Genomic DNA, 11,738 nt, shown 5'->3' with positions numbered 1-11,738 from the left:
CAATATCGGGACGATCATGGGTTTCGGGTGGGCAACGGCTTCGATTGGCAGATTGGCTCCCCCGAAAGTGCCATCGGCGGCGCCGAAGCGGCATTCTTGCAGGCACTCAGCGGCATGGCGGATTCGCGCCGTCGGCTGAAGTTTCGGTTGTGAGCTGGGAAAACACAGGGCCGGAATCGTATGTCCGAAAGACGCGCTGCCGCCCGTCAAAGATCCTCTTTTGATTTCTCTTCTCCCCCGGCATTGATCGAGTCAGACTTCTTCGAGTACTCAAATTCGCGCGAGAGGTCGGATCTCATCAGATGCTGACGGCAAACGGCCGACCGCTCCGGCTCGCTCCGAAGCCGCTGGGCCGAGGTGGTCAGGGCGAAGTTTTCGAGGTTCTCTCCGACCCGGCCATGGTGTGCAAGGTCTATTTCGGTCCAACCCTGGCCAAGGAACCTACGCTGCCCGATCGGCTGGCCGCGATGGTCCACTCCAAGCCGGGAGGTCGCACGGACAGCTCCGGACACCTGCTGCTCGGGTGGCCCGAGGCGGCCGTGCAGGACAACGGACGGTTCGCCGGGTTCTTGATGCCTAAGGTGGACATGCGCAACACGGTCGAGTTGCACCGGGTCACCAATCCCAGTGACCGGCGCCGGGCCGGCGGGTGGATCAAGGGATTCACCTGGCAGTACCTGGTGCGCACAGCGGCCAACCTGGCACACGCCACGGGAGTGCTGCACAACAGCGGCACGGTGATCGGCGACTTCAACCTCAAGAACGTGCTTGTCTCCGACCGGGCCTTGGTCACGTTGATCGACTGCGACTCGATGCAGGTCACCGACGTTGCGACCGGCAAACGATTCTTCTGCCCGGTCGGGATGGCCGAGTTCCAGCCACCAGAACTACGGAACGCCGACCTGTCGCGTACGGTTCGGCACCCGTCCAGCGACCACTACGCGCTCGCCATCCATCTGCACCAGCTGCTGCTCGAGGGTGAGCACCCGTTCCGCGGGGTGTGGCAGGGCGTGGGCGACAAGCCGGGGGTTCCCCTTCTCGCTCGGGACGGGGTGTGGTCGGGAAAGACCGGCGGGCTGCTCAAACCGCGGCCGGCGGCGATCAAGGCAGAGCTCCTGTTGCCGGACGGAGTCCGGGAGATGTTCCGGCGGGCGTTCGAGGACGGTGCGGCCGACCCGGATCAGCGTCCGTCCGCGGCCGAATGGCACAGCGCACTGGCTGAGCTCGATGATCGGCTGCAGGCGTGTTCCGTCGTGCCTGACCACTGGTATGACGGAGACCAGAAGGCTTGTCCCTGGTGCGCTGATGAGAAGGCCCGGCAGACGCAACGCCCTCTCCCACCGGTGCAGTCAGGGCTCGGACCGCGGATCCAGCCCCCGCCGGCGGCGGCTGTCACCCAGTGGAGCTCCAGGCAGCGCAACAACTCCAGGTTCGTTCTCGGTGCGGTGTTCGTGGCGGCGCTGGTCGCAGTGATACTCGGCGGCCGAGCACTGGGCGAATCGGACGGGCGCGGCGCCATTGGTCCCGTGATCGCGCCAACCGGAGCAAACCCGGCGACGGTGACCGCAACGACGGCGGAAGCGCAGACGCAAGCCCCGCCGACGACAACCGGAGACCCGGAAACTCAGGCTTCCACCCTCCACACGTACCTCGCCGGCTCGGCCCGGGACCGTAAGTCGGTCCTGGCTGCGGTCAACGACGTCAAGGCGTGCGGGTCCCTCGCCCGCGATGCCACCACGTTCCGTACCGCGCAGAACCATCGCAGCACGCTGTCCGACCAGATCGCCGCCATGGACCTCTCGGCACTGGACGACGGCGTTCGCATGCAAACCGACCTGACCCAGGCCCTCTCCATCTCGGCCCAAGCCGACGAGAAATTCGCCGAATGGGCCGATGCGATGCAGTCCAACTGCAACCGCAAAGCAGCCGAGGGCAGCCCGCTCTACGCATCCGCGATGGAGACCTCCCGCACCGCGAACGCCCACAAGCAGACCTTCATCGAACTGTGGAACCCGGTCTGCCGCCAGAACGGCTGGCCGGAACTCGTGGAAACCGACGTCTGACCCTGCGAAAGGCACCCGATGGACTTCGCCCCGCGCGTCAAGGAAGACAATCCCGATCCGCGCATTGCCTGTGCACTGCTGCTGGACACGTCGTACTCGATGTCGGGGTCTCCGATGGAAGAGTTGAATGCCGGTTTCCAGCTCTTCTGCCAGGAGGTTCACGACGACGACCTGACCGCGAAGCGGGCCGAGATCGCAGTGATCACGTTCGGCGGCATGGCCCGCGTGGAGATCCCGTTCACCGAGGGGCGTGACCTGCAGCCGAAGCCGCTGCAGCCGAGCGGGAACACCCCGATGGGCGCGGCGATCGATCTCGGCCTGAACCAGATCGAGGCGCGGAAGACCGAGTACAAGGCGGCCGGGCTGGAATATTACCGACCGTGGTTGTTCGTGCTCTCCGACGGCGAACCCACCGACGGCCCGGTCTTCACCGCAGCGGTGCAACGGCTGCGGGCGGTGGAGGCAGCCCGTGGCGTGACCGTGTTCGGAATCGGGGTCGGCTCACAGGTCAACATGAGTGCCCTGGGACAGCTTTCCGGCGAGCGCACGCCCATCCGCCTGCAAGGGGTCAGCTTCCGAGAGTTCTTCAGCTGGCTGTCCCGATCGCTCAGCAGCGCGTCATCGTCCAATGCGTTCGGCTCGAGCGACTCCTCGGCCGTCGACCAGCAGATCCCGCTGCCCTCGCCAGCCGGCTGGGCAGCAGTCTGAGCCCCGGCATGTGGAAGATCATCGGTGGGTCGATCGCCGGGTCGTCGCACACGCGGGAGAACAAGGGCTGCGACGACGCAAACAACTGGGTGGTCGCCGGGAGCACGGTCTGTCTCACGGTTGCCGACGGGGCCGGATCGAAGCCGCAGGCCGCCCGGGGTTCGCGACTGGCCGTCGACACCGTCCAGAAGCTGGCTTTCAACCAGCCGACATGTGCCCCCGACGTGTGGTTGCACGAGGTGTTCGGAGAAGTGCACCGCGAGCTGGACCGCGAGGCGAACGGCGACGGACTACCCCGGCAACACTTCGCCGCCACCCTGGCGATCGCGGTGCTGATCGGTGACCAGCTCGCGATTGGCCAGGTCGGGGACACGGTCGTGGTCGTCGGCGGGCCGGCCGGATACACGACGATCGACCCGGCCGGCCACGGCGAGTACGCCAACGAGACTGACTTCATCACGCACAGCGATTGGGCGGCCCGACTGCGGATGACCGTATGCCCGGCTGAGGCGGTCGATGCGATCTTCCTGTCCACCGACGGCCTCCGCTACAAGATCCTCGACGACCTGACCGCTGCGAAACCGTACGAACCCTTCTTCACCGACCTGGCCGAGTTCGCTCGGACGGACGGATCGGACAATGCCGCGATCGAGCGGTTCCTGTCGACGGTCGATGACCAAACGGGGGACGACAAAACCCTGGTAGTGGCGGTGCGGACTTGAGGTCCAGGATCGGTGCAACGGTGTTGTTCCTCATGATCGAGGTGGACGACGAGTCGGGAGACAAATACCTCAGATCGAGCCGGTGAGCTGCCGATCACTGTTGACATGGTGATGCGGTGGGCGGATGCCGAGACCGGCCGGGTGAGTCACCTGTCTCGGCAGATCAGGCTCAACCTCTGGGTGTACGCCGCTCTGACGGTGATGGGGCTTATCCGCGTTCATTTTGCGTGGCCGCAGGGGCGCCAGTGGGCGATGATCCCGCTGGGTCTCGCGTTGCTCATTCTGGTCGGCAGCCACCTGCTCAACTGGGAGGAACTGACCCGGCGCAGCTGGATGCGCACGGCCGTGGTGGCCTCCTACTGGGCCGCGATGCTCGCCCACCTGCTGTTCTGCCTCCCCGACCCGGATCCGGAGCTGATGTTCCCGGTCGGGGCGGTGATGATCACCGTGGCGGCAGCCACCACGATCGGCTCGCGCCTGGGTATTTCGCTCGGCGTGGGCGCTCTGGTCGCGTACGTTCCGCTCGTTCTTGTCCAGCCTGAGCTCGACCTGCCGTTGAGTACGTCGATTGCCGCCGTTATCGGCGGGGTTGCCGGGTTGTGTGTTCTTACCGCCAACAACCGGCGGCACCACCTCAACCAGCGCCGGGCGGCCGAGCGTCGCACCGTCGCCCTCATGGAGAACGGCTCGGACGCGGTTCTCGCGATCGGTGACCACCAGGTGCGGTACGCCAGCACCTCGACCGGGCGGATCCTGGGCCGGGACGCGGCCACGCTGAGCGTCGAGGACCTGGCTGACATGACTCACCCGGACGAGGCCGAGCGGGTTTCGGAGTGGCTGGAAGGGCTCCGGACGAAGGGACAGGGTGCCACCGGCGTGCTCGAGTCGCGCACCCGGCACAAGGACGGGACCTGGATGGATGTCGAGGTCACCGCTACCAACCACCTCGACGATCCGGACATTCAGGCGATCATCCTCAGCGTTCGGGACGTCAGCACGCAGAAGGCTCTGCGCGCCGAGCTCACCCGGCAGGCGTTTGAGGACGCGGTCACGGGGCTGCCCAACCGGGTTCTGCTGATCGATCGGATTATCACGGCGGTGCGCCGGCATGCCCGTACCTCGGGGCGGGTTTCCTTGCTTTTGATTGATCTTGATGACTTCAAGAAGATCAACGACACTCGCGGCCATATGGCCGGCGATGATTTCCTGCGCACGGTGGCCCAGCGGATGGCGAAAGTGGTACGGCCATCGGACACGCTTGCCCGGCTTGGTGGGGACGAGTTCGCGGTGTTCGTCGAGGAGCTTGACGACATCGGGCTGCACACGCTCGCCGAGCGGCTGCTCGCTGAGATCAAGACGCCGGTTCGGCTGGGTACCAGTGACCTGATCGGGACCGCCAGCATCGGCATTGCCACGCTCAAGTCGACGCAGGACGCCGACCTGGACGCCGCGCACGAGCTGATGCGCGACGCCGACCTGGCCATGTACGCGGCCAAGGCCGGCGGCCGGGACCGGATCGCGGTGTTCGACCCGTCGATGTACACCGCCGCGGTGCAGGAGGCCGAAGGGCGCACCGACCTGGAGCGTGGGCTGGCCGCCAACGAGTTCGTGGTCAACTACCAGCCGATCGTGGATCTGCCGTCCGGCAAGCTGGTCGGCGTCGAGGCCCTGGCCCGCTGGCAGCACCCGGAGCGCGGCCTGGTCGCGCCGGACGCGTTCATCGCGCAGGCCGAGCGCACCGGGCTGATCGTGGCGCTCGGCGCGCACATCCTGCGGGTCGCCTGCTTCGAGGTGGCCCGCTGGCAGCGGGACATCCCGGGCGCGGAGAACGTGCGGGTCAGCATCAACCTGTCGGCCCGGCAGTTCCAGGAGAAGGACCTGGTCGACACGGTTCGCTCGGCGCTTACCGACAGCGGCATCAACCCCGGTCTGGTGGTCCTGGAGATCACCGAGTCGCTGCTGATGCAGGACGTCGACGCCACCGTGGTCACCCTGCACGAGCTGCGCGACCTGGGCGTGCGGATCGCCATCGACGACTTCGGCACCGGGTATTCGTCGCTGTCCTACCTGCGGCGGTTCCCGATCGACATCCTGAAGATCGACAAGGCGTTCATCGACGGCATCACCATCGACAGCGACGACGCGACCCTCGCCGAGGCGGTGGTCGGGCTGGGCAAGGCGCTGCGGCTGAGCACGGTGGCCGAGGGCATCGAGCACATCGACCAGCAGTCGATGCTGTCCGACCTGGGCGTCACCTACGGGCAGGGCTACCTGTTCGCCAAGCCGGGCACCGCCGACGAGATCGCCGAGATGGTCCGCGAGCACTACGGCCCGGATTACGACTAGTAACCGACGTCGCGGCGCCGGAGGCCGGCGTAACCGGTAGCGACGAGCACGGTGGCCACCGCGACGATCACCAGCAGCGGGGTCACCGCCAGCGCCTCCAGTGGCACCCGCGGGGTCTGGGCGAACGGTGACGCCCGCTGCACCCAGCCGGGCAGGTCGAACGAGTCCGCGAACAGGGCGATCACCACGCAGTAGGCCACCGCCAGCCAGGCCGCCGCGGCGGCCGCTCGCGGCAGCCAGCCGACGGCCAGCACCGCGACCGCGGCGACCAGCCACACCGCCGGCAGATAGGCGAAGGCGACCCCGATCAGCCGCGGGACCTGGCCGGGGTCGGCGACGGTCAGCGCGTACGCCGAGCCCTCGCCCACGCCGATCGCCAGCAACGCCAGGGCGGTGCCGCCCAGCGCGACGCTCAGATGCCCGGCCAGCCAGGTGAGCCGGCCGGTCGCGGTGGCCAGGATGCTCTCGGCGTGACCGGACGTCTCCTCGGTGCGCAACCGCAGCACACAGGTCACCCCGTAGGCGGCCGCGATCAGTGCGGCCAGGCCCACGGTCAGCGCCAGGTAGGAGTCCAGGATGCTGCCGGGCGGCAGGAACTGGGCGATCTCCGGGTTGTCGCGGACGTACTGTTCGATGGTGTTGCCGATCGACCCGTACGCCGCACCGAGCAGGGCCAGCCCGGCCACCCAGCCGATCAGCGCGCCGCGTTGCAGCCGCCAGGCCAGGCCGAAGACGTTGCCGAGCGCCCGTGACGCGGTCGCCGGGCCCAGCCGGGTCCGCACCAGGCCGGCCCCGAAGTCCCGCCGTTCCAGCAGCCCGACCGCGGCCGCCACCAGCAGCGTCGTGGCCAGCAGCGGAAGAAGCAGCGGCCACCAGCGGTCCCCGGCGTACGGGTAGGTGCGCTGCCCCCAGCCGATCGGCGACAGCCAGGACAGGCTGCCGTTGCCGACGTCGCCGGCCGCGCGCAGCACGTACGCCGTGCCGAGCAGGAACCCAACGGCCCCGTACACCGCCCGCACGTTCTCGAACAGCTGCGCGGCGACCGCGGTGAACGCCGCGAAGGTCAGCCCGACCGTGACGACGGCCGCGCCGGCCAGCAGCGAGCCGCCGATCGGCAGGCCGGTACCGGCCGCGGCCGCGAACACCAGCAGGCCCGCGACGAGGTTGGTCAGCGCGGCCAGCGACAGTGCGGCGGCCAGCGGGGCGCGGCGGCCGACCGGCGTCGACCGGATCAGCTCGGAGCGGCCGGTCTCCTCGTCGCCGCGGGTCTGCCGGCCGACCAGGAACATGTTCATCAGCGCCACCACGATCGCGATGAACCCGAAGACCTCGAACATCACCTCGCCACCGATCGAGTCCAGCAGCCGGGTCGGGCCGTTCATCGCGATCGCCGCGGTGTTGCCGCCGATCGTGCGGCGCATGGTGGCGAGTTTCTCGGGGGTGCCGTAGAGGCTCTGGCTCTGCCCGGACTGCGACAGCAGCAGCACGGTGACGCCGGCCAGCCACCACGGCAGGCCGCGGCGCTCCCGGCGCAACATGAACCTCAGCAGGCGAAGTGTCCCGGTCATGGGCCCTCCAACATCGATGAGGGTACGCCCGGATCCAGTCAGCTCACTGTCGGGAGGGTGACCGCGATCGGCCACGCGACAAGCAGCGAACCGGCCAGGGCGATCACCCAGCGTGGTGCCGCGAACCGGTGCAGAACGGCACTCCACATCGCCTGCCAGACCATCAGCACGGCCAGCAGAGGGGCGACAAGCAGCACGAAGCTTGAGGTCAGACCGAGGATCGCGGCGGCTACCAGGGCGATCACGACGACCACGGAGACGGGCAGGACGGCGTGCTCCGACCCGTACGCCAAAATAGCGAAACCGGCCCACACCACCGCGAGTGACCACCAGCGCGTGCCGGTAGGCACCGCGTGGGTCAGGCCGAGCTGCAGCGGCACGGCGATCGTGATCGCCGCATAGACAATCAGGGCAGGCGCGGCGAAAGCCCGCCGTTTCGGTCCGGCTTCGACCGGGGTCCGGCGCTTGCGGGTGTACGCGATGAGCACCGCGCCCGTGATCGTCGTCAGGGCCGCGACGTAACCGCCGAGCGCGAGCGGCACCACCGCGGTGGGCAGGAAGCGGGCGATCACCGCACCGACGGCGGCCGCCCCCGCGGCCACGGCGGTGATCCGGCCGAGCAGCGGCCAGTCCGGGCGCGGCCAGCCCCGCACCGCCCCGCCGAGCGTCAGCCGGGCCAGCGGAACCAGACCGGCCGCGAACGCCACCAGCAACAGCGCCGCTCCCCCGGCCCGCCGCGTCGGCGCCGGCAACACACCACCGGGGGCGCCGTCGAGGAAGTCGGCCGTCTCGCGGTGGGTGCGCTTCGAGAACAGGATGGAGACGTGCTCGGCGCCGGGGATCACCGTCGCGTGGTGGCCGGGGATGCCGGGCTCGCCGGCCTGCGCGGCCGCGTCCCGGAAGCCGCGGAACTCCAGGCCACCGACCAGCAGGAGCAGGCGGGCGGGTGCGCCGGGCCGGGCGGCCGAGGCGTTCGGCAGCGAGATCGCAACGGTCGAGTTGATCTCGGGGTGGCCGGCCGCATACCGGGTGACCGCCCCGGCCCCCATCGAGTGCCCGACCAGCGAGATCCGGCTCGGGTCGACGTCCGGCAGCGAACGCAGGTGCGCCACCGCGACATCGAGGTCGCGTTCGAGGGCGCCGTCCCCGGCGTCGCCGAGCTGCAGCGGACGGGTGTTGGCGCCGTGCCCGGTGAAGTCGAGCAGCACCACCACGTACCCCCGGGCGGCCAGGGTGTCCCCGAACGGCGCCATCAGCTTGGCCGAGCCGGCGAAGCCGTGCGCGACCACCACACCGGGGTGCCCGGTGCCGGGCGGGTGGACCTCGTCCATCGGCACCCGGTCGACGACGACGTGCGTGCGCCGGGCGTCGCCGCCCGCTCCGGCCAGCAGCCAGGCGCCGAGGCCGGCCACCAGCAGGGCGGCCACCGCTACCAGGGCGGGCAGTCGTCTATCGATGGGCATGCATGACCGTACCTCAGCTGAGGGTGACCGCCTGCATGTCGACGTTGCCGCAGGTGGGGTTGTTGACCGCGGTGGCGGTCCAGGTCATGGTGAGCCGGCTGCCGGCGGTGGCGCGGAACCGGATCTCGTAGCGGGCCGTAGCGATCGCGTTGAAATTCTCCAGGGTCTTACTGACGGTGGCGCCGTCCAGCGTCACGGTGAGTTGCCCCCGGCCCATCCACACCCCGGCGTAGAGATGCACGGTGCTGGTCGCCGGCCCGGCCGGAGCCTGGACGACGAACCCGCCGCCCTGCCCGCAGGTGTAGACCCCGGTCGGGGTGCGGGTGGCGGTGCGGTTCGGGCTGCCGTCCGACCAGCTGAACAACTGCGGGTTGTTGTCGTAGCGGCCCCGCCGGCCCGGGCTGCCGAGGTCCTGAATCAGCGGCGTGACGCCGGTCTTGCGGTTGACCGAGGCGCTGTCGGCGAGCCCCCAGTGCACCCAGTCCCGGGTGCCCTCGCTGCTGAGGTCGACCTCGCTGGGTACCGCTCCGGCGGTAACGGTCAGCAGCGGCGACACCGGCGCCGCCGGGCTGGCCGACGTAGTCTCCGGCGGTCGCACAGCCGTCGGCCGGACCGTGGTGGTGACGGCTCCCGGGCCGGCCTCGACGCCCAGGTCCACCTGTTCCGGCTGGCTGGGCCAGACCGAAGGGCTCACCGACCCGGTGGGTTGCGGCAGGGCCGACGGCGGCTCCCAGACCGGCGCCAGGGTCAGCCCCACCGAAGGCTCCGAGTCGGGCGCGGCGACCACGCCGACAATCCCGGCCGCCACCGCGACACAGCCGGCCACGATGAGCGTCGTGCGCATCTGTGCACGTTCCCACAGCGACATCCAGCGATCTCCCCCATACGTCCCGTGCAGGAAACGTCGTCACGCAAGTGCGCCCGACCAAGATACGGTCCGCAAGCCCCTGGCGGAAGTGGGGATGATCTCGCCTGCCGCAGGCATCCTCGGCGCAGCCCACGCCCAGGTTGCCTGCCGCTCGAGCTTGCCGGCACAAGCAGCGCGGTCTACCTGGCCACCGCGACGCGGCCGATCCGCGATCCGCCCCAAAGCCCGATGGGCAGAGTCTAAGAAAGACGCAATAAGAGCGCAGATATCCGGCTTTTCGCCAACATCGATCCGAGCGGGCGTTCCACCCGACCAACCGTCCCGCACCGTGGCCGCCCCTTCCACATAGTGGCCGCCCCATCCCGATTTGCCGCTTATATCCGGCAGCGACGGGCCAGCCCCCGGCGAAGTTGTCGAATTGACCCCCCGCTGAGTGCTGCACCGTTCCAAGATCTCCGACCTGCCCACGCGGAAAAGGCTGCCGACGCCAAGTCGGCGACAAACCGATCAAACGCCCTTTCAAGTACGCCCGACCCGGCCCCCAACCGCACAGTCCCGAACCCCGCCTCCGGCGGCTGCCGCCCGCGACCCAGGACGGACGCACGGCCGCAGCGCGCCTTTCGCGCGACGAGATTCCACCCCTGACGCCCGCGAGCATGGACCTCGCCGCCCCGCAGCTTCCACACGGGCCGTCGACGAAGTCGGCCGAGCACGAAGGGCCGGTCCGGCAAGCAACGCCGGACCGGCCGCGAAAGCTCAGCGCTTGAACGTGAAGGTGAAATCGCCGGAGACCTTGCCGCCCAGCCGGACCGCTGAGACGACCTTCCCCTCGGTGGCCAGACGTGAGACCTCGGCTCGGGGAAGCCTGAAACCGTCGGCGATCAGGCGCAGCGGCCGGATTGGGATCCGGGCCGCGAACCGGACCGCGACGTCGACCACCTCGAGGTTCAGGTGGTCGGAACCGCCGGTGTCGAGGCGCCAGGCGTCGTCCCAGTCGAGGGCGATGCGGTTGCGGTGCTGCACGAGTGGATCCTGGAGCAGTTCGGCGGTCAGGCCGGGATCGTTGTCGTGCAGCCGGTCCAGCAGTTCCGGCGGTATCGAGCGCACCGTCGTCCGCTCCAGGACGGTGAGTTTCGCCGTCTCCCCGCATCCGGCGCAGAGCACGAGCAGCCAGACGTCGAGGAGCTTGTGGTTGGCGTTGACGCGAAATTTGCCGCTGGCCCGGAATCGTCCGGACGCGCACGCGTGGCAGCGGCGGCGAACGATGGGCAGGCAGGTGGGTATGACCATCCAGGTTTTGAGCACAGAGGAACACCGGTCCCAGTGAGAAATCCGCAGCAAGAAGGAACGCGACGCAGACACGCGTCGCGCGACAAATCAGCGCTTGGGAGGTCTCACAGGGTGTACAACGGCACGTCCTTGCCTAGGCGACCTGGCTCGTCCGCACGCTAACGGCGCACCGCAGCGCCACGCCAACGATTTTCGAACGCCCAGCCGCCCGCACCGACCAGGGCGACGCAAGGCCGAGAACGACGCCGACCAGGCCGACGCAAGGCCGAGGGCGACGCCGATCAGGCCGAGGCGAGGCCGAGGGCGAGGGCCAGCGCCGAGCCGGCGAGCATTGCGGTCGGCACCGGCAGGCCCTTGACGTCCCTGACCCGCAGGTGGAAGCCCAGCGCGCCGAGGAAGTACAGGACGAGCCCGATCGCGGCGGCGATGCCCAGTGGCCGCCACCCGATCCCGGCCAGCAGCCCGACCGCGCCGGCGTAGTTCAGCAGCGCCAGCGGCACGAACCACGACCCCGGCACCCCCACCCCGGTCAGCCCGGCGGTGATCCGCTCGTCGCGGCGGAGCTTCGCGGTGGCGGTGCCGGCGTTCGCCAGAGCGAGCACGACGGCGACGACGGTGTAAGCGATGAACATGGAGACCCCTAGACGATTGGTCCAGCAAAATCGTTGGAAGCCTACAACGGTTTTACGAGCACGACCATCGGGAGTGGG

Annotated in this window: 9 protein-coding genes; 4 read left to right on the top strand and 5 right to left on the bottom strand. The window is 69.1% G+C overall.

Annotated features, from left to right (window positions below; translation table 11 throughout):
* Positions 1-302 precede the first annotated feature (302 nt).
* The 4 genes from Ate02nite_RS46805 to Ate02nite_RS46790 all read left to right on the top strand — a co-directional run bounded on the left by Ate02nite_RS46805 (position 303) and on the right by Ate02nite_RS46790 (position 5,839).
* Positions 303-2,063 carry a helix-hairpin-helix domain-containing protein gene (locus Ate02nite_RS46805; protein ID WP_203814479.1) on the top strand — a complete coding sequence of 587 codons (1,761 nt, stop codon included), beginning with the start codon at positions 303-305 and terminating at the stop codon, positions 2,061-2,063.
* An 18-nt stretch (positions 2,064-2,081) separates the two neighbouring features.
* Complete coding sequence (locus Ate02nite_RS46800; RefSeq protein ID WP_203814478.1) at positions 2,082-2,771, top strand: vWA domain-containing protein; 690 nt, start codon at positions 2,082-2,084, stop codon at positions 2,769-2,771.
* An 8-nt stretch (positions 2,772-2,779) separates the two neighbouring features.
* Entirely contained in the window at positions 2,780-3,493 is a 714-nt protein-coding gene (locus Ate02nite_RS46795) for a PP2C family serine/threonine-protein phosphatase (RefSeq protein WP_203814477.1), read from the top strand.
* Between the two features lie 105 nt (positions 3,494-3,598).
* Positions 3,599-5,839: a putative bifunctional diguanylate cyclase/phosphodiesterase gene (locus Ate02nite_RS46790; protein ID WP_203814476.1), complete on the top strand. Its 2,241-nt coding sequence runs from the start codon at positions 3,599-3,601 to the stop codon at positions 5,837-5,839.
* Here Ate02nite_RS46790 and Ate02nite_RS46785 read toward each other — a convergent pair.
* The 5 genes from Ate02nite_RS46785 to Ate02nite_RS46765 form a co-directional block, all read right to left on the bottom strand.
* Positions 5,836-7,407, bottom strand: coding sequence for an ABC transporter permease (locus Ate02nite_RS46785; protein ID WP_203814475.1), 1,572 nt, complete (start codon positions 7,405-7,407; stop codon positions 5,836-5,838). The genes Ate02nite_RS46790 and Ate02nite_RS46785 overlap by 4 nt on opposite strands.
* Before the next feature lie 38 nt (positions 7,408-7,445).
* Positions 7,446-8,870 (bottom strand): dienelactone hydrolase family protein, encoded by a 1,425-nt coding sequence (locus Ate02nite_RS46780; protein ID WP_203814474.1) that lies wholly within the window; start codon positions 8,868-8,870, stop codon positions 7,446-7,448.
* Positions 8,871-8,883: 13 nt separating this feature from the next.
* A complete protein-coding gene (locus tag Ate02nite_RS46775; protein ID WP_203814473.1) occupies positions 8,884-9,714 on the bottom strand; it encodes a hypothetical protein in 831 nt (276 codons plus the stop codon).
* Positions 9,715-10,494: 780 nt separating this feature from the next.
* Positions 10,495-11,043 (bottom strand): DUF1062 domain-containing protein, encoded by a 549-nt coding sequence (locus tag Ate02nite_RS46770; RefSeq protein WP_203814472.1) that lies wholly within the window; start codon positions 11,041-11,043, stop codon positions 10,495-10,497.
* 266 nt (positions 11,044-11,309) lie between these two features.
* Entirely contained in the window at positions 11,310-11,660 is a 351-nt protein-coding gene (locus Ate02nite_RS46765) for a DoxX family protein (protein ID WP_203814471.1), read from the bottom strand.
* Positions 11,661-11,738 lie beyond the last annotated feature (78 nt).

This window comes from Paractinoplanes tereljensis, from assembly GCF_016862435.1.
In the GTDB taxonomy this organism is placed as follows: Bacteria; Actinomycetota; Actinomycetes; order Mycobacteriales; family Micromonosporaceae; genus Actinoplanes; species Actinoplanes tereljensis.
Note: the sequence above shows the minus strand (reverse complement) of the source record. Positions and strands in the feature narration are given on the sequence as shown.

Bases quoted from the DNA above. Each gene is read 5' to 3' on its own strand.
- Ate02nite_RS46805 (WP_203814479.1), top strand. From the start codon at position 303: ATGCTGACGGCAAACGGCCGACCGCTCCGGCTCGCTCCGAAGCCGCTG.
- Ate02nite_RS46800 (WP_203814478.1), top strand. From the start codon at position 2,082: ATGGACTTCGCCCCGCGCGTCAAGGAAGACAATCCCGATCCGCGCATT.
- Ate02nite_RS46795 (WP_203814477.1), top strand. From the start codon at position 2,780: ATGTGGAAGATCATCGGTGGGTCGATCGCCGGGTCGTCGCACACGCGG.
- Ate02nite_RS46790 (WP_203814476.1), top strand. From the start codon at position 3,599: ATGGTGATGCGGTGGGCGGATGCCGAGACCGGCCGGGTGAGTCACCTG.
- Ate02nite_RS46785 (WP_203814475.1), bottom strand. From the start codon at position 7,407: ATGACCGGGACACTTCGCCTGCTGAGGTTCATGTTGCGCCGGGAGCGC.
- Ate02nite_RS46780 (WP_203814474.1), bottom strand. From the start codon at position 8,870: ATGCCCATCGATAGACGACTGCCCGCCCTGGTAGCGGTGGCCGCCCTG.
- Ate02nite_RS46775 (WP_203814473.1), bottom strand. From the start codon at position 9,714: ATGCGCACGACGCTCATCGTGGCCGGCTGTGTCGCGGTGGCGGCCGGG.
- Ate02nite_RS46765 (WP_203814471.1), bottom strand. From the start codon at position 11,660: ATGTTCATCGCTTACACCGTCGTCGCCGTCGTGCTCGCTCTGGCGAAC.